Source organism: Bradyrhizobium sp. 44 (genome assembly GCF_023073095.1).
Taxonomy (GTDB): domain Bacteria; phylum Pseudomonadota; class Alphaproteobacteria; order Rhizobiales; family Xanthobacteraceae; genus Bradyrhizobium.
Map to the genome: position 1 here is coordinate 11,915 of NZ_JADPIY010000043.1, position 21,214 is coordinate 33,128.

Annotated in this window: 22 protein-coding genes and 1 pseudogene; 11 read left to right on the forward strand and 12 right to left on the reverse strand. The window is 63.9% G+C overall.

Going from position 1 to position 21,214, the window contains the following annotated elements; all coding sequences use genetic code 11:
- Positions 1–35: 35 nt before the first annotated feature.
- Positions 36–1,565 (reverse strand): malonyl-CoA synthase, encoded by a 1,530-nt coding sequence (locus IVB41_RS35035; protein WP_247439347.1) that lies wholly within the window; start codon positions 1,563–1,565, stop codon positions 36–38.
- Between the two features lie 113 nt (positions 1,566–1,678).
- Between IVB41_RS35035 and IVB41_RS35040 the strand changes: the two genes are divergently transcribed.
- The 4 genes from IVB41_RS35040 to IVB41_RS35055 all read left to right on the forward strand — a co-directional run bounded on the left by IVB41_RS35040 (position 1,679) and on the right by IVB41_RS35055 (position 4,906).
- Positions 1,679–2,440, forward strand: a complete 762-nt coding sequence (locus IVB41_RS35040) for an SDR family oxidoreductase (RefSeq protein ID WP_247439349.1) — start codon at positions 1,679–1,681, stop codon at positions 2,438–2,440.
- Positions 2,441–2,741: 301 nt separating this feature from the next.
- Complete coding sequence (locus IVB41_RS35045) at positions 2,742–3,296, forward strand: fasciclin domain-containing protein (protein ID WP_027566357.1); 555 nt, start codon at positions 2,742–2,744, stop codon at positions 3,294–3,296.
- 182 nt (positions 3,297–3,478) lie between these two features.
- Positions 3,479–4,108, forward strand: coding sequence for a cytochrome b/b6 domain-containing protein (locus IVB41_RS35050; protein ID WP_247358199.1), 630 nt, complete (start codon positions 3,479–3,481; stop codon positions 4,106–4,108).
- Positions 4,109–4,123: 15 nt separating this feature from the next.
- Positions 4,124–4,906 carry a molybdopterin-dependent oxidoreductase gene (locus IVB41_RS35055; RefSeq protein ID WP_247439351.1) on the forward strand — a complete coding sequence of 261 codons (783 nt, stop codon included), beginning with the start codon at positions 4,124–4,126 and terminating at the stop codon, positions 4,904–4,906.
- Positions 4,907–5,043: 137 nt separating this feature from the next.
- Here the strand turns inward: IVB41_RS35055 and IVB41_RS35060 are convergent, their stop codons facing one another.
- Positions 5,044–6,234: a YbfB/YjiJ family MFS transporter gene (locus IVB41_RS35060; protein ID WP_247439354.1), complete on the reverse strand. Its 1,191-nt coding sequence runs from the start codon at positions 6,232–6,234 to the stop codon at positions 5,044–5,046.
- Between the two features lie 131 nt (positions 6,235–6,365).
- Between IVB41_RS35060 and leuB the strand changes: the two genes are divergently transcribed.
- Positions 6,366–7,478, forward strand: a complete 1,113-nt coding sequence (gene leuB, locus IVB41_RS35065) for a 3-isopropylmalate dehydrogenase (RefSeq protein ID WP_247358197.1) — start codon at positions 6,366–6,368, stop codon at positions 7,476–7,478.
- 119 nt (positions 7,479–7,597) lie between these two features.
- Here leuB and IVB41_RS35070 read toward each other — a convergent pair whose 3' ends face one another.
- On the reverse strand, positions 7,598–7,984 hold the full coding sequence (locus IVB41_RS35070; protein ID WP_027566362.1) for a hypothetical protein: 387 nt from the start codon (positions 7,982–7,984) through the stop codon (positions 7,598–7,600).
- Positions 7,985–8,140: 156 nt separating this feature from the next.
- Positions 8,141–8,929 carry a hypothetical protein gene (locus tag IVB41_RS35075; protein ID WP_247439356.1) on the reverse strand — a complete coding sequence of 263 codons (789 nt, stop codon included), beginning with the start codon at positions 8,927–8,929 and terminating at the stop codon, positions 8,141–8,143.
- A 116-nt stretch (positions 8,930–9,045) separates the two neighbouring features.
- Between IVB41_RS35075 and IVB41_RS35080 the strand changes: the two genes are divergently transcribed.
- Complete coding sequence (locus IVB41_RS35080; protein ID WP_247284948.1) at positions 9,046–10,080, forward strand: aspartate-semialdehyde dehydrogenase; 1,035 nt, start codon at positions 9,046–9,048, stop codon at positions 10,078–10,080.
- A gap of 115 nt (positions 10,081–10,195) precedes the next feature.
- Here IVB41_RS35080 and IVB41_RS35085 read toward each other — a convergent pair whose 3' ends face one another.
- Positions 10,196–10,840 (reverse strand): carbonic anhydrase, encoded by a 645-nt coding sequence (locus IVB41_RS35085; protein ID WP_247439359.1) that lies wholly within the window; start codon positions 10,838–10,840, stop codon positions 10,196–10,198.
- A 110-nt stretch (positions 10,841–10,950) separates the two neighbouring features.
- Between IVB41_RS35085 and IVB41_RS35090 the strand changes: the two genes are divergently transcribed.
- Positions 10,951–11,832 (forward strand): CoA ester lyase, encoded by an 882-nt coding sequence (locus IVB41_RS35090; RefSeq protein WP_247439361.1) that lies wholly within the window; start codon positions 10,951–10,953, stop codon positions 11,830–11,832.
- An 89-nt stretch (positions 11,833–11,921) separates the two neighbouring features.
- On the opposite strand, the gene IVB41_RS35095 is transcribed toward IVB41_RS35090, so the two are convergent.
- Positions 11,922–12,893, reverse strand: a complete 972-nt coding sequence (locus IVB41_RS35095) for an AraC family transcriptional regulator (protein WP_247439363.1) — start codon at positions 12,891–12,893, stop codon at positions 11,922–11,924.
- Between the two features lie 524 nt (positions 12,894–13,417).
- Here IVB41_RS35095 and IVB41_RS35750 point away from each other — a divergent pair.
- A pseudogene (locus IVB41_RS35750) lies at positions 13,418–15,093 on the forward strand (PAS domain S-box protein).
- Between the two features lie 129 nt (positions 15,094–15,222).
- Here the strand turns inward: IVB41_RS35750 and IVB41_RS35110 are convergent.
- From IVB41_RS35110 to IVB41_RS35125, 4 genes are all read right to left on the reverse strand, one after another.
- Positions 15,223–15,642 carry a hypothetical protein gene (locus IVB41_RS35110; RefSeq protein WP_027566369.1) on the reverse strand — a complete coding sequence of 140 codons (420 nt, stop codon included), beginning with the start codon at positions 15,640–15,642 and terminating at the stop codon, positions 15,223–15,225.
- A 271-nt stretch (positions 15,643–15,913) separates the two neighbouring features.
- Complete coding sequence (locus IVB41_RS35115; RefSeq protein ID WP_247284942.1) at positions 15,914–16,699, reverse strand: hypothetical protein; 786 nt, start codon at positions 16,697–16,699, stop codon at positions 15,914–15,916.
- Between the two features lie 81 nt (positions 16,700–16,780).
- Positions 16,781–17,386 carry a 3-isopropylmalate dehydratase small subunit gene (leuD, locus tag IVB41_RS35120; RefSeq protein ID WP_247439366.1) on the reverse strand — a complete coding sequence of 202 codons (606 nt, stop codon included), beginning with the start codon at positions 17,384–17,386 and terminating at the stop codon, positions 16,781–16,783.
- A 107-nt stretch (positions 17,387–17,493) separates the two neighbouring features.
- Positions 17,494–17,895 (reverse strand): metallopeptidase family protein, encoded by a 402-nt coding sequence (locus IVB41_RS35125; RefSeq protein WP_007598813.1) that lies wholly within the window; start codon positions 17,893–17,895, stop codon positions 17,494–17,496.
- Positions 17,896–18,050: 155 nt separating this feature from the next.
- Between IVB41_RS35125 and IVB41_RS35130 the strand changes: the two genes are divergently transcribed.
- The 3 genes from IVB41_RS35130 to IVB41_RS35140 all read left to right on the forward strand — a co-directional run bounded on the left by IVB41_RS35130 (position 18,051) and on the right by IVB41_RS35140 (position 19,344).
- Complete coding sequence (locus IVB41_RS35130; RefSeq protein WP_247439474.1) at positions 18,051–18,332, forward strand: hypothetical protein; 282 nt, start codon at positions 18,051–18,053, stop codon at positions 18,330–18,332.
- 41 nt (positions 18,333–18,373) lie between these two features.
- The gene (locus IVB41_RS35135) at positions 18,374–18,631 is read left to right on the forward strand and encodes a hypothetical protein (protein WP_247439369.1); all 258 of its coding nucleotides are present in this window, start codon (positions 18,374–18,376) and stop codon (positions 18,629–18,631) included.
- Positions 18,632–18,786: 155 nt separating this feature from the next.
- Positions 18,787–19,344: a hypothetical protein gene (locus IVB41_RS35140; RefSeq protein ID WP_247439371.1), complete on the forward strand. Its 558-nt coding sequence runs from the start codon at positions 18,787–18,789 to the stop codon at positions 19,342–19,344.
- Between the two features lie 122 nt (positions 19,345–19,466).
- Here IVB41_RS35140 and IVB41_RS35145 read toward each other — a convergent pair whose 3' ends face one another.
- Positions 19,467–19,676 (reverse strand): hypothetical protein, encoded by a 210-nt coding sequence (locus IVB41_RS35145; RefSeq protein ID WP_247439373.1) that lies wholly within the window; start codon positions 19,674–19,676, stop codon positions 19,467–19,469.
- A gap of 95 nt (positions 19,677–19,771) precedes the next feature.
- Positions 19,772–21,178: a 3-isopropylmalate dehydratase large subunit gene (gene leuC, locus IVB41_RS35150; RefSeq protein ID WP_247439375.1), complete on the reverse strand. Its 1,407-nt coding sequence runs from the start codon at positions 21,176–21,178 to the stop codon at positions 19,772–19,774.
- Positions 21,179–21,214 lie beyond the last annotated feature (36 nt).

Sequence of the window (21,214 nt, forward strand, 5' to 3'; positions counted from 1 at the left end):
CGCAATGACGACGAGAGTGCTGCGAACCACAGCCCCTATTTCTTCGCGTAAAGATCCTTGTACGTATCGCGCAGCACGTTCTTCTGCACCTTGCCCATGGTGTTGCGCGGCAGTTCGTCGACGACGAAGACGCGCTTGGGCATCTTGAACTTCGCCAGCCGGCCGTCGAGCGCTTTCAGCACCGCGGCCTCTGTCACATCCGCGCCCTTGTTGCAGACCAGCACGGCCGTGACGCCCTCGCCGAAATCGGCGTGGGGCACGCCGATCACGGCGGATTCGATCACGCCGGGCATGGCGTCGATCTCGCTCTCGATTTCCTTCGGGTAGACGTTGAAGCCACCGGAGATGACGAGATCCTTGCCGCGGCCGAGAATGTGGACGTAACCCTTGGCGTCGATCTTGCCGAGGTCGCCGGTGATGAAGAAGCCGTCATCGCGGAATTCCGCCTTGGTCTTCTCCGGCATGCGCCAATAGCCCTTGAACACGTTGGGACCTTTGACCTCGATCATGCCGATTTCGTCACGCGGCAGTTCCTTGGCCGTCTCGGGGTCGGTGACGCGCACGGAGACGCCGGGGAGCGGAAAGCCGACTGCGCCGGGCACGCGCTCGCCGTCATAGGGATTCGACGTGTTCATGTTGGTCTCGGTCATGCCGTAGCGCTCGAGCACGGCATGACCCGTGCGCGCCGACCATTCGCGATGGGTTTCGGCGAGCAGCGGCGCCGAGCCCGAGATGAACAGCCGCATGTGCTTTGTGGTTTCGCGCGATAGCGCGGCGTTCTGGAGCAGGCGGGTATAGAACGTCGGCACGCCCATCAGCACCGTGGCGCGCGCCATCAGCTTGATGATCAGATCGGGGTCGAGCTTCGGCAGGAAGATCATCGACGCGCGCGCGAACAGCGTCACGTTGGTCGCCACGAACAGGCCGTGGGTGTGGTAGATCGGCAGCGCGTGGATCAGCACGTCCTTGTCGGTGAAGCGCCAGAAGCCGACGAGCGAGAGCGAGTTCGACGCCAGATTGTCGTGGGTCAGCATCGCGCCCTTGGAGCGGCCGGTGGTGCCCGACGTGTAGAGGATCGCGGCGAGATCGTCGTTTGCGCGCGACACCGTGGCGAATTCGCTGCTCGCCTTGTCGGCGGCGTCCGTCAGCGAGCCCTTGCCGTCAGGCCCGAGCGTCTCGATTTTCGCCTTCACCTTGGCGGCGATGGGGGCGAGGCCCTCCGCCTTGGAGGGATCGCAGACCACCAGCGAGGGTTCGGCATCGCCGATGAAATAGTCGAGCTCGTTCAGCGTATAGGCGGTGTTGAGCGGCAGGTAGACTGCGCCGGCCCGCACGGTGGCCAGATACAGCACGATGTTGGCCACGGATTTCTCGACCTGAACCGCAACGCGGTCGCCGGGCTTCACGCCGCGCGCGACCAGCACATTGGCCATTTGCCCGGCCCGGGCGATCAGATCGCCATAGCTGATGCGCCCTCCGTCATGCGTCTCGATGGCGAGGCGCCTCGGATCGTCCAGGCCGTCGAACAGGCGGGAAAACAAATTGGCGTTGGCAGCTTGGTTCATGCAAGATTTCCTCGACCGCAAGGCTTGACCACAAGGCTCGTCAGACAAGGCCGGTCAAAACCGAGGGCTGGATTAGCAAAAACCGCCCCGATGAAGCAACGGAGACAGTTTGCATGACCAAAAACGGGAAACGCGTGGCCTGGGTGACAGGCGGGGGCAGCGGGATCGGGGAGGCCGGCGCCGAGGCGCTGGCGGCCGACGGCTGGACGGTGGTGGTCTCGGGCCGGCGCAAGGACGCCCTGGATACCGTGGTCGCGAAAATCACTGGGGCGGGCGGAGCCGCTGAAGCCATCGCGCTGGACGTGTCGGTTGCCGCCGAAGCCCAGAAGGCGGCCGATCAAATCGTCGCGAAGCACGGCCGGATCGATCTGCTGGTGAACAATGCCGGCATCAATGTCCCCAAGCGGAGCTGGAAGGACATGGAGCTGGAGGGCTGGGACCAACTGGTCCAGGTCAATCTCAACGGCGTGCTCTATTGCATGCGCGCGGTGCTGCCGACGATGCGCAAGCAGCAGGACGGCTCCATCATCAACGTCTCGTCCTGGGCCGGCCGCCACGTCTCGAAAATGCCGGGCCCGGCCTACACCACGACCAAGCATGCGGTGCTGGCGCTGACCCATTCCTTCAACATGGACGAATGCGTCAACGGCCTGCGCGCCTGCTGCCTGATGCCGGGCGAGGTGGCGACCCCGATCCTGAAGCTGCGCCCGGTGGTGCCAAGCGAGGAGGAGCAGGCCAGGATGCTGCAATCCGAAGATCTCGGCCGCACCATCGCGTTCATCGCGAGCATGCCGGCGCGAGTGTGCATCAACGAACTGCTGATCAGCCCGACGCATAATCGCGGGTTCATTCAGACGCCGCACAACAGGGATTGAGCGGCAGGTAGATCGTCGAGGCTCGTCATTGCGAGCAAAGCGAAGCAATCCAGCGGTGCATCCGCGGTGGCGGCCTGGATTGCTTCGTCGCTTCGCTCCTCGCAATGACGCCCCCTCACGAACACACCCGCACTTAGTTTCACCCATCACAAAGAAGTTTTGTTCGAAACCGCTTCGCAAAACCTCCCGTAATTCGAGCCAACGACGTCGCTGCTGCTTCACGCTCACAGGTCGCAGCCACCGTTGTTGCCCAACTCGAACGCCGGCAATCGCCGGTCACAATCCAATCGGGAGACCCTCCATGTCGAAGCGTATTGCCTATCTCACCGCTGCAGCTTTCAGCGCGCTGGCCATCACCGCGACCGTCGTCGCGCCCGCCCGCGCCGAGGAAAAGACCGTCATGGTCGGCGGCGCCGCGATGTTCCCGTCCAAGAACATCGTCCAGAACGCCGTCAACTCGAAGGACCACACCACGCTGGTGGCGGCGGTGAAGGCAGCCGGCCTGGTGCCGACGCTGGAAGGCAAGGGCCCGTTCACGGTGTTCGCGCCGACCAACGCCGCCTTCGGCAAGCTGCCGGCCGGCACCGTCGATACCCTGGTCAAGCCTGAGAACAAGGCGACGCTGACCAAGATCCTCACCTATCATGTGGTGCCCGGCAAGCTCGAGGCTTCCGACCTCACCGACGGCAAGAAGATGAAGACCGCCGAAGGCGAGGAGCTGACGGTCAAGAAGCAGGACGGCAAGGTCTGGATCGTCGACGCCAAGGGCGGCACCTCGATGGTCACGATCTCCAACGTCAACCAGTCGAACGGCGTGATCCATGTGGTCGACACCGTGCTGATGCCGGCGACCTAACACCGCGCGGCCCGGCTTCATCCCCGAACCGGATGCGACGAAATGGCGAGCCGGGGGTCCCCGGCTCGCTTTATTGTGACCATGATAGCCCGCCGGTATCGATTCGATGCCGGGCAGGGCGTAACGAAAGCGGAAGCATCGGCGTATAATTGCTGTCAGACGACGTTCAGGACGGAACCGCCATGTCGAGCCTCACAGTCACCGACGAGCAGGTCAGCACCACCCCGGCCAAAGTGATCCAACCGGCCTGGGTCCGGGTCATGCACTGGGTCAACGCCCTCGCCATGATCCTGATGATCCTGTCGGGCTGGCAAATCTACAACGCCTCGCCGCTGTTCGGTTTCAGCTTTCCGCGCGACTACACGCTCGGCGGCTGGCTCGGTGGCGGCCTGCTCTGGCACTTTGCGGCGATGTGGCTGTTGATGATCAACGGCCTTGCCTATCTCGTCACCGGTTTTGCCACCGGCCGCTTCCGGAAAAAACTGCTGCCGATCACCCCGTCCGGCGTGCTCCACGATGTCAGGGCTGCGCTGACCTTCAAGCTCGGCCATGCCGATCTCACCGTCTACAATTACGTGCAGCGCGTGCTCTATGCCGGCATCATCCTGGTCGGCGTGATCATCGTGCTGTCGGGCCTTGGGATGTGGAAGCCGGTGCAATTGCACTGGCTCGTGAGCCTGTTCGGCGACTATCCGACCGCGCGCTACATCCATTTCTTCTGCATGGCCGCGATCTGCGCGTTCCTCGTCATTCACGTCTTACTCGCGCTGCTGGTGCCGAAGAGCCTGCGCGCGATGATCATCGGCCGCTAGAGCGGAGTAAGAACCATGGCCAAGCGCTCATTCCTGATTCCCGGCGTCGACAAGCGGCTGCTGATCAAGGATTCCATCAAGACGATGCCCGAGGTCAGCCGCCGCCGCTTCATCGCGGGCGGCGCCAGCCTCGGCGCACTGACGCTGCTCACCGGCTGCAACGTGATCGACTCGTCCTCCGCCGAGGAGATGCTGAAGTCGGTTTCGAAATTCAACGATGCCGTGCAGGCTTTCATCTTCAATCCCGACGCGCTGGCGCCGACGTTTCCCGAGAGCGCGATCACAAAACCGTTTCCGTTCAACGCCTATTACGATCTCGACGACGCGCCTGACGTCGATGGTGCCGACTGGAAGCTCGAAGTCCGCGGCCTTGTCGACAACAAGAAGTCGTGGACGCTTCCGGAATTGTACAAGCTCCCGCAGGTCACGCAGATCACCCGTCACATCTGCGTCGAGGGCTGGAGCGCGATCGGCAGCTGGACCGGCACGCCGATGCGCGACTTCCTCAAGCTGATCGGCGCCGACACCCGTGCAAAGTACGTCTGGTTCCAGTGCGCCGACAAGGACGGCTACAATTCACCGCTCGACATGCGCACCGCGCTGCATCCGCAGACCCAGATGACGTTCAAATACGCCGGCGAAATCCTGCCGCGCGCGTATGGGTTTCCAATGAAGATCCGCGTGCCGACAAAACTCGGCTTCAAGAACCCGAAATACGTGGTGTCGATGGAAGTCACCAACGACTACAAGGGCGGCTATTGGGAAGACCAGGGGTACAATTCGTTCAGCGGGAGCTAGCTGTTGTCGCCCCTGCGAAGGCCGGGACCCATATCGCGAGGTCTATCGATTTTCGCTAGATGCCAATTCCGAACGACCAGTCTTCGCCAAATGCTCCCTGTGGTTATGGGTCCCGGCCTGCGCCGGGACGACACTTGTTATGAGGCCGGCCCCACCTTCCGCTGGCACAGCGCCGCAACCGCGCCCAGCGCCAGCAGCGCCGCCGAGACGTTCAGCGCGTAACTCAAGCTCCCCAGTGCGTCCGTGATCGCGCCGACCACGATCGGGCCGAGCGTCTGGCCGACGCCGAACGAGATCGTCATCGCCGCGATCGCGGTCGGCCACGCCTCGGGCGGATAGTTGAAGCGGACGAAGGCGGTGGTCGAGCCGACCACGGCGAAGAACGCGACGCCGAACACGACGGCCGACACCGCGAGCCATGCCGGCGAATGCCCGAGCATCGGCAGGGCGGCGCCGAGCGCGTTGGTGCCGAGGATGATGGCGGTGGCCAATCCGCCGCGATCGAGCGCGAGCACGCGGCGCCAGGCCCACGGCGTGACGAAGGCGCTCAAGCCGATCAGGCTCCAGAACGCGGCCTGCGCCGCGGCCCCGCCGCCGCCGTCGCGCACATAGGCGATCATGAAAGTCATGTAGGCGATGTAGCCCGCGCCAAAGAGGAAGTAGCCGGCGAGATAGATCAGCACCGGAAAAATGGAGAAGGCGCCGTGGCTGCCTTGCGAGAAACGCACGCCGCTCTCGATGCGGACCAGGAACAGCGGCACGGTCATGACGAGGGACAGCAGTGTCATCGCCCACCACACTATCCACCACGAGCCCGGCCCGAAATATTGCAGCGTGAACGGGGCGATCAGGCCCGATGCGAGAATGCCGATGCCGGGCCCGGCATAGAACAGGCTGAGCAGGAAATTCGCCCGCTCCGGGCGCGACTGCGCGATGGATGCGGCCAGCGCGCCGCCGGCGACGAAACCGGCCGCGGCGCCAACGCCCAGCACGAGACGCGCCAGGCTCAGCGCAACGAAATTCCCGGTCAGCGCGCAAGTCGCGAGCGCGGCGACGCAGGCCAGGGTTCCGCCGCGGATCGCGGCCGACCAGCCGACGCGCTGGATCAGCCGGGACGCCACAAGGGCGCCCGCGAGGTAGCCGACGGCGTTGATGGTGTTCATGAAACCGGCCGCCGAGTAGGACCAGCCGAGGTCCTCCCGCATGTCGGGGAGCACCAGCGAATAGGCGAAGCGGCCGATACCCAGCCCAACTGTCGCAGCCAGCGACAGGGTCAGGATCAACCGTGCGGGGTGGGCATCGGGTGGAGGGCGGTCAGGTGCGTGCAAGGCGTACTCCGGCATGCGCAGTGTGGCAGGCCCTGCCCGCCTTGCACAGAACCGAAGCGGCAATGGTGTCTTGCCAAGCACGCATCGCCGCTCTAGCACTCCGGCCGAAATCGACCTCAGAGGAAACGACCATGGCGACCCACAAACTGCTGCTGCTTCCCGGCGACGGTATCGGCCCCGAGGTGATGGGCGAGGTGAAGCGGCTGATCGACTGGCTCAGTTCGGCGGGGATCGCCAAGTTCGAGACCGACACCGGCCTCGTTGGCGGTTCGGCCTATGACGCACACAAGGTGTCGATCTCGGAAGGCGACATGGCCAAGGCCAAGGATGCCGACGCGATCATCTTCGGCGCGGTCGGCGGTCCCAAATGGGACGCGGTGCCCTACGAGGTGCGCCCCGAAGCCGGCCTGCTGCGCCTGCGCAAGGATCTCGGTCTGTTCGCCAACCTCCGTCCCGCGGTCTGCTACCCGGCGCTCGCGGAGGCCTCCAGCCTGAAGCGCGAGGCGGTCGAGGGCCTCGACATCATGATCGTGCGCGAGCTCACCGGCGGCGTCTATTTCGGCGAGCCCAAGACCATCACCGATCTCGGCAACGGCCAGAAGCGCGCCATCGATACCCAGGTCTACGACACCTATGAGATCGAGCGCATCGGCCGCGTCGCCTTCGAGCTTGCGAAGAAGCGCAAGAACAAGGTGACGTCGATGGAGAAGCGCAACGTCATGAAGTCGGGCGTGCTCTGGAACGAGGTCATGACCCAGGTCCACAAGCGCGAATATCCCGACGTCACGCTCGAGCACCAGCTCGCCGATTCCGGCGGCATGATGCTGGTGAAATGGCCGAAGCAGTTCGACGTCATCGTCACCGACAATCTGTTCGGTGACATGCTGTCCGACATCGCTGCGATGCTGACGGGATCGCTCGGCATGCTGCCCTCGGCCTCGCTCGGCGAGGTCGACGTCAAGAGCAAGAAGCGCAAGGCGCTGTACGAGCCCGTGCACGGCTCGGCTCCTGATATCGCAGGCCAGGGCCTCGCCAATCCGATCGCGATGATCTCGTCGTTCGGCATGGCGCTGCGCTACTCCTTCGACATGGGCGCGCTCGCCGACAAGGTTGACGCCGCGATCGCCGCGGTGCTGGCCAGCGGCCTGCGCACCGCCGACATCAAGTCGGAAGGCACCATTGCCGCCTCGACCACGCAGATGGGCGAAGCGATCCTGAAGGAATTGCAGAAGCTGCACGCCTGACGGCGAGCGCAGTGTTTGTAGGGTGGGCAAAGCGAAGCGTGCCCACCCGACAAGGTCTCTTCAAAACAAAAACGGCCGGGCGCGAGCCCGGCCATTTTGATTCGGTCGATAATTCCGCCTCAGTACAGCGGGAAATTCTGCGGATAGCCGCCGACATCCTGCGGCGTGCTCAGCGGCTGGCGATCGATCGGGCGGTTGAGATTTTCGCGCGCGAAGGTCGGATAGCCCACTGCCGGCGGGAAGGCATAGTCGGAGAACTTGCGGTCGCCCGGATTGACCTCGGTGCCGCCGTCGAGCCAGGAGCGCTTGCTCACATAGATGCGGGTGCGGCCCTGCTGGTAGCTCGCGTTGGGGCCGCTCGGGCCGTAATAGTGACGACCGCTGTCATAGCGCTGCTTCTTGGTGTCGGCCGAGGCGGGTGTCGCGAAGGCTGAGGACATGGCAATCACGGCGCCGGCCGCAAGCCACATCGCCAGTTTGTTCGCGGCAGAGAAATTCGAGCTCATCACGTCCCCTTCAGGCGGCAAGCCGCCAATCAATTTCGCCCTCATACTAACCCGGCCGGGGCGGCTGCAACTAGGTCTATTGGGTCACACCAGCGCTGAATAATCGTGCGCGCCGGCAAAAGTTGCATGGATACAGCCACTTGAGCTTGATGCCGGTCAGAGCGTGCCGCGCAATTGCGCATTGGCGGCGCCGAGCAGCCAGTCCGACGTGCCCGGGAGCGTGCAGGGGCGGCGCTTCAGCTCCGCATGTGCGAACAATTCGGCCAGCCTCGGCTCGTTGCCCGAGGTCAGCAGCGTCAGCCGGTTCAGCGTGCAGGCGATCGCGGCGCGCCGGGCGGGCAGGCTGTCGCCCTGGCAGGAGAATCCGGAGATCTGGAGCGCCGGCTCCTCGCTGCGCTTCAGGTAGCCGAGGCAGGCCCGCGCGCCCTCCGCCGTGCCGGTCGGCTGGAATAGGGCGACGGGGCCGAATTTCGTGTCGATCAGGCCGGCTTGCTCCAGCGGGCTCGCGGTGCCCAGTCCCATCCGGACGGCCAGATCGGCGGCGGCCGGACGGGTGACGTCGAATTCGCCGCCCTCGCGATAGATTTCGAGCTCGGCCATGGCCTTGTCCGCCTCGCCCGCCCAGCGCATCACGTCCCTGCGGCCGCCTTCGGGGTGCCTCAAGATAGTGTAAGAGGCTGTTTTTTCTGACGAATCGAGCCGGCTGAGGGCGAAGGCCGGAGGCGAGCGGTCGGCCAGGGCCCAACCCGGCTTCAGCGCCGGATCGTCGTCGCGCAAGTTTGGCAGCTGGCCGAGTGCCGCAAGCCCGAGGATGGCAAACAGCACCAAAGCCCCCACATAGGCGAACAGGCGCGCCAGCGTGCCGACGACCTCGTCGGCGAAGGCTGCAAGCGCCAGATGGATCTGGGTGGGGGTTGTGGCCGTGCTGGCCTCGGGCGACTGCATCCACGTCCCTAAGGCATGGTCCAACGTTGTCTTGAGGCCGGTTCTCGCATAGAAGCGCTGCTCTTCCTGTTTAAGCCTGAGCTTCAGGAAAGAGCTTTTTCGTCGGAGAGTGAACGATGGGTTACAAAGTCGCAGTCGTCGGCGCGACCGGCAATGTCGGACGGGAAATGCTCAACATCCTCGATGAGCGCAAATTCCCCGCGGACGAGGTGGTGGCCCTGGCCTCACGCCGCAGCATGGGCGTTGAGGTCTCCTACGGCGACCGCACGCTGAAGGTCAAAGCGCTCGAGCATTACGACTTCTCCGACGTCGACATCTGCCTGATGTCGGCGGGCGGCGAGGTGTCGAAGGAATGGTCGCCGAAGATCGGCGCCGCCGGCACCGTCGTGATCGACAATTCCTCGGCCTGGCGCATGGATCCGGACGTGCCGTTGATCGTGCCGGAAGTGAATGCGGACGCCACCGCGGGCTTCAAGAAGAAGAACATCATCGCCAATCCGAACTGCTCGACCGCGCAGCTCGTGGTCGCGCTCAAGCCCTTGCACGACAAGGCAACGATCAAGCGCGTCGTGGTCTCGACCTATCAATCGGTGTCGGGCGCCGGCAAGGATGCGATGGACGAATTGTTCTCGCAGACCAAGGCCGTCTACACCAACCAGGAGCTGGTCAATAAGAAGTTTCCCGCGCGCATCGCCTTCAACGTCATTCCCCAGATCGACGTCTTCATGGAGGACGGCTACACCAAGGAAGAGTGGAAGATGATGGCGGAGACCAAGAAGATTCTTGATCCCAAGATCAAGCTCTCCGCGACCTGCGTGCGCGTGCCTGTCTTCGTCGGCCATTCCGAGGCCGTCAACATCGAGTTCGAGAACCCGATCAGCGTGGACGAAGCGCGCGACATCCTGCGCAAGGCGCCGGGCTGCCTCGTCATCGACAAGCATGAGCCCGGCGGCTACGCCACGCCGTATGAAGCCGCCGGCGAGGACGCCACCTATATCAGCCGTATCCGCGAGGACGCGACGGTGGAGAATGGTCTCGTGCTGTGGTGCGTGTCCGACAATCTGCGCAAGGGCGCCGCGCTCAATGCCATCCAGATCGCGGAAGTCCTGATCAACCGCAAGCTGATCAGCGCGAAGAAGAAGGCGGCGTAAGCCGTGCTGCCGTAGGGTGGACAAAGGCGCGAAGCGCCGTGCCCGCCATCTCTCCGCAGTGGCTATAGAAGTGGTGGACACGCTTCGCTTTGCCCACCCCACAAGAGCTGCGGATCTACGCCACCTCGCGCGCGTTCCTGAATTCCTTGGCCGCCTTGTCCAGCACGAACAGCGATCCCTCCGCGACGCCGAAATAGGCGCCGTGGGTCTGCATCTGGCCGCTCTCGACTGCCTTCTGCACGAACGGGAAGGTCATCAGGTTTTCCAGGCTGCGAAACACCGCGGCCTTCTCGATGCGCTCGACGAATTGCGGCATGGTCTCGTGGTCGCGCTGCTCCACCACTTCGCCCGGCTTGATGAACATCTGCATCCATTTGCCGATGAAGTCGCCGGGGGTGAGCGGCTCGATCTTGTCGACGAAGGCGCGGATGCCGCCGCACTGGGCGTGCCCGAGCACCACGATGTGCTTCACCTTCAGCACCGTCACGGCATATTCCAGCGCCGCCGAGACGCCATGGGCGTTGCCGTCGGGCTGATACACCGGCACCAGATTGGCGATGTTGCGGACCACGAAGAGCTCGCCCGGCCCGACGTCGAAGATCACTTCGGGCGAGACGCGGCTATCGCAACAGCCGATCACCATCACTTCAGGGAACTGCCCCTTCACCGACAGCTCGCGGTAGCGGGTCTGCTCGGTCGGCAGCCGCTGGGTGGCGAAGGCCTTGTAGCCTTCCAGCAAATGCTCTGGGAATGTGTTCATGGCCTATGCCTAATCATATACCGCTGGGACGAACAAGCCTTTCGAATAGGCAGGCCAGATGCTATCGGCTTCGGTCGGAAGTGAGACGAGGAAACGGAAGGAACGCTTGCATGACCCGCCCGCGCCGCAGCCATCTGTTCATGCCCGGCTCCAACCCCCGCGCGCTGGAGAAGGCGCGTAATCTCGCCGCCGACGGCCTGATCCTCGATCTGGAGGACTCCGTCGCGCCCGATGCCAAGGCGCTGGCGCGCGACGGCATCGCTGCCGCGATCGCAGCCAAAGGGTTCGGCAAGCGCGAGATCCTGATCCGGACCAACGGCCTCGACACGCCCTGGTGGGCCGACGACGTCGCGATGGCGGCGAAGGCCTCGCCGGACGGCATCCTGGTTCCAAAGGTTTCAAGTGTGGAGGACCTCGACATGATCGGCCGTCGTCTCGCCGAACTCGGCGCGGCGCCGACCGTGAAAGTCTGGGCCATGATCGAGACCGCACGCGCGGTGCTGCATGCAGAGGAACTCGCTGCCGCCGGGCGCGATCCAGCGCGGCGCCTGTCAGGCTTCGTGTTCGGCCCGAACGACATTTCGCGCGAGACGCGGATCAAGATGCTGCCGGGCCGCGCCGCGATGATCCCGATGATCACGCATTGCATCCTGGCAACGCGCGCCCATGGCCTCGAAATCCTCGACGGTCCCTACAGCGACATCGCCAATTCCGACGGTTTCGCCACCGAATGCGCGCAGGGCCGCGATCTCGGTTTTGACGGCAAGACGCTGATTCACCCCTCGCAGATCGAAGCCTGCAACGCGATCTTCACCCCGCCCGAAGAGGAAGTCGCGCGCGCGCGAAAGATCATCGCCGCGTTCGAATTGCCGGAGAACGTCTCGCGCGGCGCGATCCGTCTCGACGGCGCCATGGTGGAGCGCCTGCACGCTGACATGGCGCGGCGCACGATCGAGATCGCGGACGCGATTGCGGCGATGGGCAAGGGCTGAGGGACGTCACCTGCGCGCTGCTGACTTCGACATGATGCTCGCGGCTTGCGGCCGCGCTTTGCTGTGAATCCAGGAACTGCGTCGTCGCGTCACTGTCTCCGTCTCGCATTCTTCAGCGTTTCGGATGGCAGCTCGCCGACCGCTCGCCGATATTCCGATGCAAAGCGGCCAAGATTTTGAAAGCCACATTTGAACGCGACGGCAACGACGCTGGTCTGCTCATCCGGATGTCGCAAGAGCTCCGTCGCCCGCTGAAGCCGGAAGCGTCGCGCGCACTGGCCCGGTGATCCCCGCCCCGCCTCGGAGAATTCCCGATAAATCGTCCGCACGCTGACGTTGGCGATTGCGGCAATCTTCTCCAGATCGATTGGTTCGTCCCAATGAGCCTCGATGTAGGATTCGACGATGTCGATGACGGACCGGTTGGCGCCCGGCGCCGGGCCCTGAAGCCGATCGGTGAAATTGTGCCGGTGCGCCAGAAGGATTCGAACCATCAACGCCCGCTCAAGTTCGCCGATGGCTATGGGTGAGTAGTCCTGGCCGAACCTGTCCAACTCCTCCGCAAATCTGAAGACGTCCTGACGAACATAAGTCATCACCGCCGGATCGGATTCGTCCGGGGCGAAACGCAGCTCCATGTCGCTATCATCGCCCAGGATTGTCTTTAGCAACCGCTCGAGTGCGCCGGCATCGATCCTCAGCACCAATTGGCGATAGCCCGGCGCAAACTTGAGGTCCAGCCTGGCGTCTCCGGAGATGATCGGACTGAAGGCCCCAATTGGCCCGCTGCTCCCTTTGGTGCTGAAGCTCGCAGCCCCTTGGATGGAGAAGAGCTGGCGGAGAACTTGCGATTCAGGAAAGGAGAGCGACGCCGCACCTTCGTAGCCGCAGAAGGCGAGGCCGATTGATTGCAAGCGAGCAAAATTGGCCTGGATACCGAACTCGCGGCCATGCTTGTCGAAACGGTCTGCGCCATATTCGGCGAATAGGCGGTCGCGCGCGAACTCGCTGTCGCGAGACTTAAGCAACGGATACCGGTCGAGATAGGAGACGGCGCCCAAATCAGAATCCTCTAAGGCTCAAATTACTGTATCGCCATTCGGGCGCTACCAATTGGGATTCCGTGGCATGACCCGCGGACGTCGTTGACGCTTGCCGGAGCGTGAACCTGCACGCGAAGTTCGAGCCGCTGCGACAAATTGTCTGGAGAGCCGACGCAATGCCTAAACGTTTTTCTTGCGCCAACGGATCACCCCGAGCCGAGGTGAGGGCGATCGATGCCGGCCCGTTGCCGAATACCGATAACGATCTTGGGCCGGCGTCCGCAATTCAGGCGCGATGGCCTCCTCGGCGTCTGAGCGAGGCTCGGGATGTCTCCGTCCGGCTATCGCTTTGGCAGAATCCGGCCATTGTGTCTTCGGTCGGACAAATGCCCTGATAATTCGATTCGTATACCTCCTTCATGTGCTGGGTCGCACAGCGGACACACAGTTGGTCCTCTCGAGATCCCGAGCGAAACCATGAATGCTGCAATCGTTTGGAAGCGCATGCGCTGCAGGCGAAGCATCAATTTCGGAGCGATGAAATGTTCGGTCGTAAATCCCGCGTCGATGCACAAGCTCAGATTGAGGCAATCGGCCGCTCACAAGCCATGATCGAATTCAACCTTGATGGGACGATCATCACGGCCAATAAGAACTTTCTCGATGCGCTCGGCTATCGGCTCGACGAGATCCAGGGCAAGCATCATTCCATGTTCGTGCCCGTCGACCAGCGCGACGGCGCCGAGTACAAGGCGTTCTGGGCCGCATTGAACCGTGGCGAGTATCAGGCGCGCGAGTTCAAGCGGATCGCGAAGGGCGGCCGCGAGGTCTGGATCGAAGCATCCTACAATCCCGTGCTCGACGGCAACGGCAAGACAGTGATGGTCGCCAAGATTGCGACCGACATCACCGAGAAGAAGATCCGCAGCATGGCGGACGCTTCGAAGATCGCCGCCGTTGGCCGGGCCCAGGCCGTAGTCGAGTTCAAGCTCGACGGCACCATCGTCACTGCCAACGAGAATTTCTGCAAGGCGCTTGGCTATTCGTTGCCCGAAATCGAGGGCAAGCATCACAGCATGTTCATCGCCGAGGCCGAGCGCAACGGCACGGCCTATCGCGAGCTCTGGGCCAAGCTCAACCGCGGCGAATACCAGGCGGGCGAATTCAAGCGGATCGGCAAGGGCGGCCGCGAGGTCTGGATCCTCGCCTCCTACAATCCGCTACTCGACGAGAACGGCAAGCCGTTCGGTGTCGCCAAGTTCGCGACCGACGTCACGGCGGAGAAGCTGAAGAATGCCGACCTTGCGGGCCAGATCGCGGCCATCGAGAAGGCCCAGCCGTGATCGAGTTCAACATGGACGGCACGATCGTCGCCGCGAACGAGAACTTCCTCGGCGCGCTCGGCTATTCGCTGGCGGAGATCAAGGGCAAGCACCACAGCATGTTCGTCGAGGCCTCGGAGCGCGATGGCAACGGCTATCGCGAGTTCTGGGCGGCGCTCAACCGCGGTCAGTACCAGGCGGCTGAATACAAGCGCATCGGCAAGGGCGGCAAGGAGGTCTACATCCAGGCTTCCTACAACCCGATCATGGATCTCAACGGCAAGCCGTTCAAGGTCGTGAAATATGCGACCGACGTCACGAAGCAGGTGCTGGTCCGCATGGGCAACGAGCGCGTTCGCGGCATGATGGAGTCTGTTGCCGCAGGCTCCGAGGAGCTGAACGCCTCAGTGCGCGAAATTTCGGAAGCCATGACCAAATCCCGCGATACCGCGATGAGCGCGGTGGATCAGGTCGCCGCCGCCGACGCCCAGGCCCAGCGCCTCACCGAAGCAGCGCTGGCGATGAGCGGGATCGTCGAGCTCATCAACAACATCACCGGCCAGATCAACCTCCTGGCCCTTAACGCCACCATCGAGTCCGCCCGCGCCGGCGAAGCCGGTCGGGGCTTTGCGGTGGTGGCCTCGGAGGTCAAGAGCCTCGCTAACCAGGCCAAGCAGGCCACTGACAAGATCGGCGCCGAGATCGGCAGCCTCAACGGCATCTCCGGCGACGTCGTCACTGCGCTTGCTTCGATCAAGACGGCCATCAACAACGTCAGCGAATATGTGACGTCGACGGCCGCGGCCATCGAAGAGCAAAGCACCGTGACAAACGAGATGTCGACCAGCATGCAGCGCGCCGCAGCGGAAGCCGCGGCGATGGCCAGCAGTGCCTGATCTGCGCAGACCGCGTTGACGGTCTGTTACGGGATTTGGTAGGCCGGCAGTCGAGCGCCAGCCGGACGGCTGGCAGCCCTGGAGAGCGGCGCTATCCGTTCGCCCGCCGGCGCAGAAGATCTGCGTGCCTTAGCGATGCGCGTGATCCGCCCGATCTAGCGACTCCAGCGTCGACGCATTGGCGCAGAAGCCGTGGTAGTTCTGCACGGCGGTGCCGTCGGCTAGCTCGCGATCGCACTGACCCTTGTGGCTGCAAAGCGCGCAGACCCGCTCCATGTCGCGCAGCAGCAGCGGATGCGCGCGGCCGAGCCCTTCGGCGCTGATGCCGAGCTGCTCCAGCATCTTCGGCAATTCGTCGGCGGCGTGCTTGCCGTGGCGAACCAGCTCTTCGAGATCGTCAGGCGCGATCCGCAAGTCTTGCGCGATGCGATCGAAATCGGCGCGGTCGAGCTGCCGGATCTCGTTCAGCTCGCGGCGATGCTTCAGCCAGCTTGCAAAGGACTCGATGAGGTCCTGGACAATGGGATAAGGCCTGGTTGCGGTGCTCATGCGAAGCTCCATTCGAACGGCGGAATTGGAGCGAGATTAGGCACAATGGTGCAGGTGCGCGTTGCGCTGGATCAAATAGCGATGAGGGAGCCCCGAGCTCCGCTGCACCTCTCCCGCTTGCGGGAGAGGTCGGCGCGCCCGGGCGATGCGAAGCATCGTTCCGCGCGCCGGGTGAGGGCTCTCTCCTCTAGGAGATTGTCCCGTTGCGTAGACACCCTCTCCCCAAACCTCTCCCGCAAGCGGGAGAGGGAGCGCACCCCTTGCGCGGCAGTCAGCCGAACCGCTCCGCCGCCCACGCATACAGGCTGCCCGGGATCGGTTTCTCGCCGCCGCGGCCCTTGGGCGAGATGTGCAGGCCGATGATCTCGGGGGCGGTTACGAGGCCGAGATAGCTCGAGGGATCGAAGAACAGTTTCGGTTCGGCATGCACGGCGTAGAACGATTGCTTCGGCAAGGCGCAGTGCAGCTCGCCGGTGCGGCGCGCGAGCGCGGTGAGTGCCGCCGGCCCGAAGATCGCGACGCGGATGTCGGAGAGGCGGTTCGAGCCGCCGCGCAGGCGGCGCATCGCAAACGTGACGCGATGGCGCAGCGACAGCCAGTTCGGCGTCAGCTCCTCCTGCTCCATCAGCTCTTCGAAAGCGGCAACGATGCCGTGTTCGGATGGGAGGTAGATCACGGAATTGCCGAGCTGGCGTGGCCGCTCCCACGCAAAGTAGGGCTTTGCCGGATTGATCTCGACGGATTTGAGCAGCAGCACATCGGCGTCGAGCCAGAGGCCGAGGCCTTTTGCCATCAGCTTCATGCGGAAGAAGTCGCTGAACTGGAGCGTGGTCCAATCGCGCCAGCTGCCGTCCGGCTGCGGCGGCCGCAATCGTTCGGAGAACGCATGCGGCAGGATCGCCTCGGCATCCGCGTTGCCGACGCCGGCGGGCAGGCCGGGAATGGTGTCAAAACTGTAGACCGTGACCTTGTGGCCGGCAGCCAGCTGCGAGCGCAGACAGGTCTGGCGCAGGGCGTCCATCGGGCCGTGCCAGAAGGTGACGATGTCAGGCAGCATGGGCGCAAGCTATAGAGGACAACGCTGGCAAAGAAAAAGCCCCGGCGCTGTCAGCACCGGGGCTCAAACAAAAACTTGAGATCAGGCCCAGGCGCGTTCGCGCTTGAGCTTGTCCTCATAGGTGTCGATCGAGGCCTTCTTCTCCATCGTCAGGCCGATGTCGTCGAGGCCGTTGATCAGGCAGTGCTTGCGGAACGGGTCGATCTCGAACCTGACCTTGCCGCCGTCGGGACCGCGGATCTCCTGGTTCGGCAGGTCGATCGTCAGCGTCGCGTTGGCGCCACGCTCGGCGTCGTCGAACAGCTTGTCGAGGTCTTCCTGGGCCACCCGGATCGGCAGAATGCCGTTCTTGAAGCAGTTGTTGTAGAAGATGTCGCCGAACGAGGTCGAGATCACGCAGCGGATGCCGAAGTCGAGCAGCGCCCAGGGCGCGTGCTCGCGGCTCGAGCCGCAGCCGAAATTGTCGCCGGCGACCAGCACCTTCGCATTGCGATAGGCGGGCTGGTTGAGGACGAAATCCGGATTCTCGCTGCCGTCGTCCTTGTAGCGCTGCTCGGAGAAGAGCCCCTTGCCAAGGCCGGTGCGCTTGATGGTCTTGAGGTACTGCTTCGGAATGATCATGTCGGTGTCGACATTGATGATCTTCAGCGGCGCCGCGACGCCTTCCAGCGTGGTGAACTTGTCCATGGTTGCGCTTTCCCGGGGTGGTCTAGGGAACCGGTATTTATCGCGATCGGGGCGGAAATCCTAGGCCGAATTCGGCAGATCTCGTCTGCCTAACCGGGCCTCTCTGCTCAACCCGGCTCTTGAGCCTCGATCGCGGCCATATCGTCGTCCGACAGGCCGAAATGATGACCGATCTCGTGGATCAGGACGTGGCGGACGATATGGCCGAGGCTTTCGTCGTGCTCGGCCCAATAGTCCAGGATCGGCCGGCGGTAGAGCCAGACCATGTTGGGCAGCCGCGCCACGTCGCCAAAACTCTGCTGCGGCAGGCCGACGCCCTGGAACAGGCCGAGCAGGTCGAACTCGCTCTCGCATGCCATCTCGTCCAGGACTTCCTCGGTCGGGAAGTCGTCGACGCGGATGATCACGCCCTCGCACAGCCTTCGAAACTCCGCCGGCAGGCGTTCGAACACTTCGTGCGCCATCGCTTCCATCTCGGCCAGCGAGGGCGCTTTCAATTCCGTCCACATGGGCTTGTCCTAGCGTGGGTTTCGCGGCGATGCATCCGGCTTTATAAGCGCGACGAGGTTGACGGGCGCCGTCAAAACGGGGAGCGTAGGGCCTCGAAGTGGACGTTCAAATGGGCGGAAAAATGCGAGCGAAAACAGCGCTGACGCTACTGTGCATGGGGTTGTTTTCGCAGTTTTGCGTTGGCGCGGAGGCCCAGACCGCGGCTACCGGGGTCAGGCTCGCCCAGGCGGCCTCACGAGACGATCTCCCGCCGCCGCGCAAGCGGGCCCCGGCGCGCCTGCGCGTCACGCCCTATTACAGTCCGGATGGCGTCTATCCCCGTTACAATCCCGGTCCCGATGCGGTCCGCGAGTGCAACGCCACCTATGTGCAGGAATATCGCCCGAGCGGCACGGTGATCGTGCCGCATATGAGCTGCTACTGGCGCCGGGGCTGATACGAGCGCGATGCCGTCGCGCGCCTGAGGCGGAGGTCTTCATGACGAGATGGTTCGCATTGGCGGTTGCCGTCGGGCTTGCCGCAGGCCTGCCTCACGCGTCCGCTGCGCACAGGGTGACGAAGCTGCCCGACGCGTCGGCCGGGCGCGCGGTGTTCGAGGGGCGCCGACATGTGCGGTCCGACGTTGTGCGATACGCCCCGCGTCCTGATCCGCATTACTACGCGCGGCCTGTCTACTACCGTCCTTATCCTTACGGCGTGCCGGCGCCGTTCGTGCTCGGCTTCGGGCCATGGTGACGACGTCGCGGCGCGACGCCGGGCCCGTCGTTCATTCATGAGGCATTCACGTCGCTGTCCCTAATTTAATCTTGGGAGCGACTGCCAATGAACAGGGATGACGCGCGCCGGGAGCGAGCGTCGCAACTCCGCTGTCCAGATTCAGGGAGAAGTCGATGCTGAGAATATTGGGTCTCACGGCAAGCCCGATGCGCTTGCTCGGGATTGCGGCTGCTGCGACGCTGATGCTGTCGGCCGGGACCTCGCGTCCTGCCGAGGCGATGACCCCGATCAATCCGACGGCGTTGCCTGCGGCGAAGGCCGCAAGTGGCGATGTGATCCCGGTTCGCCACGGCGGCGGCGGCGGCGGTGGACATGGTGGTGGCGGTCATGGCGGCGGCTTCCACGGTGGAGGCGGCTTCCACGGTGGCGGAGGGCATATCGGTGGCTTCCGCGGCGGTGGTTTCCACGCGGGTGGCTTCCGCGCCGCGCCCGCCTTTCATGGCGGCGGCTATCGCTACGGCGGAGTTCGCCACTATGGCGGAGGCGGATTCCATCGCTACGGCATCTATCGCCCCGCCTATTACGGCCATCGCCATTTCCACCGGCGCTACTATGGCGGCTACTATCCCTATTACAGCCATCCGCGCCGCTGCCGGGTCATCTGGACCTATTACGGCCCGCGCCGCGTCTGCCGCTGGCATCGCTGGCACCATCCGTACCGCTATTGGTGATGTGAGTTGCTGCTAGCTCCGCACGCGTCATGGCCGGGCTTGTCCCGGCCATCCACGTTATTGGGCTTGTGCAGAAAGTTCGTGGATGCCCGGGACAAGCACGGGCATGACGGAGGATGTGCCTAAATCCAATCCTTCAGTTTCCAGGTCGCCGACGTCCAGCGCGTGAGGTTCTCCAGCTTCCATTGCTTGAACATCGCCGGCGGCCAGCGGCTGAGCTTTGAGGTCTCCTCGACCTCGGGCTTGGCGACCATGCGCAGCGGTGCCGCGCGCCGCCGGTGCTGGGGCGTCGCCGCGCTGACCAGATCGACATATTCAGGCTTGCCGGCCATGAGCTCCTGTCCTCGCAAAACCCTCGCGAGGACGCAGTGTCGGCGCTGCCGATTAACGGCGGTTTGCCGCGATCGCTCAAATTGCAGGGAGCGGCTTACCGCCACTCCCTGATGTCGACGAAGTGACCCGCGATCGCAGCGGCTGCGGCCATCGCCGGCGACACCAGATGGGTGCGGCCCTTGAAGCCCTGGCGGCCCTCGAAGTTGCGGTTCGAGGTCGAGGCGCAGCGCTCTTCCGGAGCCAGCTTGTCGGGGTTCATCGCGAGGCACATCGAGCAACCGGGCTCGCGCCATTCGAAGCCGGCCTTGATGAAGATCTTGTCCAGACCTTCAGCCTCGGCCTGCTCCTTCACGAGGCCGGAGCCCGGCACGACCATGGCGTTGACGCCGCCTGCGACCTGCTTGCCTTCCGCGATCTTGGCGGCGGCGCGCAGATCCTCGATCCGGCCGTTGGTGCAGGAGCCGATGAAGATGCGGTCGAGCTTGATGTCGGTGATCTTCGTCCCCGCGGTCAGGCCCATGTATTTCAAGGCACGGTGCTTGGAGAGACGCTTGGCCTCGTCCGCGATCTTGTCGGGATCGGGCACGCTGCCGGTGACCGAGATGACGTCCTCAGGCGAAGTGCCCCAGGTCACGATCGGCGGCAGCTTCGCTGCATCGAGCCGCAGCTCGTGGTCGAAATGCGCGCCCTCGTCCGAGCGCAACTTCTCCCAGTAACGCATCGCGGCGTCCCAATCCGCGCCCTTCGGTGCCTTCGGGCGGCCGCGCAAGAAGTCGAACGCCTTCTGGTCCGGCGCGACCAGGCCGGCGCGCGCACCGCCTTCGATCGACATGTTGCAGACCGTCATGCGGCCTTCCATGCTGAGCGCACGAATCGCGTCGCCGGCGTATTCGAGCACGTAGCCGGTGCCGCCCGCGGTGCCGATCTCGCCGATGATGGCCAAGATGATGTCCTTGCCCGTCACGCCATCCGGCAATTTGCCGTCGACGGTGACGCGCATGTTCTTTGCCTTCTTCTGGATCAGCGTCTGCGTCGCCAGCACGTGCTCGACCTCGGAGGTGCCGATGCCGTGCGCGAGCGCGCCGAACGCACCATGCGTCGAGGTGTGGCTGTCACCGCAGACGATGGTGGTGCCGGGCAGCGTAAAGCCCTGCTCGGGGCCGATGACGTGGACGACGCCCTGACGCTTGTCGAACTCGTCGTAATATTCGATGCCGAATTCCTTGGCGTTGTCGGCCAGTGCCTTGATCTGCTCGATGCTTTCAGGGTCGGGGTTCGGCTTGGTGCGGTCGGTGGTCGGCACGTTGTGATCGACGACGGCCAGCGTCTTCTCCGGCGAATGCACCTTGCGCCCGGTGGCGCGCAAGCCTTCGAACGCCTGCGGCGAGGTCACCTCGTGCACCAGATGGCGATCGATATAGAGCAGACAGGTGCCGTCCTCGGCTTCGTGCACCAGATGGTCGTTCCAGATCTTGTCGTACAATGTGGTCGGCTTGGACATGAGCGTCAGCTCCAGGAATGTTGTGTAGAGCGGGTT

Coding starts and splice junctions, on each gene's coding strand:
- IVB41_RS35035 (WP_247439347.1), bottom strand. CDS start 1,565: ATGAACCAAGCTGCCAACGCCAATTTGTTTTCCCGCCTGTTCGACGGC.
- IVB41_RS35040 (WP_247439349.1), top strand. CDS start 1,679: ATGACCAAAAACGGGAAACGCGTGGCCTGGGTGACAGGCGGGGGCAGC.
- IVB41_RS35045 (WP_027566357.1), top strand. CDS start 2,742: ATGTCGAAGCGTATTGCCTATCTCACCGCTGCAGCTTTCAGCGCGCTG.
- IVB41_RS35050 (WP_247358199.1), top strand. CDS start 3,479: ATGTCGAGCCTCACAGTCACCGACGAGCAGGTCAGCACCACCCCGGCC.
- IVB41_RS35055 (WP_247439351.1), top strand. CDS start 4,124: ATGGCCAAGCGCTCATTCCTGATTCCCGGCGTCGACAAGCGGCTGCTG.
- leuB (WP_247358197.1), top strand. CDS start 6,366: ATGGCGACCCACAAACTGCTGCTGCTTCCCGGCGACGGTATCGGCCCC.
- IVB41_RS35070 (WP_027566362.1), bottom strand. CDS start 7,984: ATGAGCTCGAATTTCTCTGCCGCGAACAAACTGGCGATGTGGCTTGCG.
- IVB41_RS35075 (WP_247439356.1), bottom strand. CDS start 8,929: ATGCAGTCGCCCGAGGCCAGCACGGCCACAACCCCCACCCAGATCCAT.
- IVB41_RS35080 (WP_247284948.1), top strand. CDS start 9,046: ATGGGTTACAAAGTCGCAGTCGTCGGCGCGACCGGCAATGTCGGACGG.
- IVB41_RS35085 (WP_247439359.1), bottom strand. CDS start 10,840: ATGAACACATTCCCAGAGCATTTGCTGGAAGGCTACAAGGCCTTCGCC.
- IVB41_RS35090 (WP_247439361.1), top strand. CDS start 10,951: ATGACCCGCCCGCGCCGCAGCCATCTGTTCATGCCCGGCTCCAACCCC.
- IVB41_RS35110 (WP_027566369.1), bottom strand. CDS start 15,642: ATGAGCACCGCAACCAGGCCTTATCCCATTGTCCAGGACCTCATCGAG.
- IVB41_RS35115 (WP_247284942.1), bottom strand. CDS start 16,699: ATGCTGCCTGACATCGTCACCTTCTGGCACGGCCCGATGGACGCCCTG.
- leuD (WP_247439366.1), bottom strand. CDS start 17,386: ATGGACAAGTTCACCACGCTGGAAGGCGTCGCGGCGCCGCTGAAGATC.
- IVB41_RS35125 (WP_007598813.1), bottom strand. CDS start 17,895: ATGTGGACGGAATTGAAAGCGCCCTCGCTGGCCGAGATGGAAGCGATG.
- IVB41_RS35130 (WP_247439474.1), top strand. CDS start 18,051: ATGGGGTTGTTTTCGCAGTTTTGCGTTGGCGCGGAGGCCCAGACCGCG.
- IVB41_RS35135 (WP_247439369.1), top strand. CDS start 18,374: ATGACGAGATGGTTCGCATTGGCGGTTGCCGTCGGGCTTGCCGCAGGC.
- IVB41_RS35140 (WP_247439371.1), top strand. CDS start 18,787: ATGCTGAGAATATTGGGTCTCACGGCAAGCCCGATGCGCTTGCTCGGG.
- IVB41_RS35145 (WP_247439373.1), bottom strand. CDS start 19,676: ATGGCCGGCAAGCCTGAATATGTCGATCTGGTCAGCGCGGCGACGCCC.
- leuC (WP_247439375.1), bottom strand. CDS start 21,178: ATGTCCAAGCCGACCACATTGTACGACAAGATCTGGAACGACCATCTG.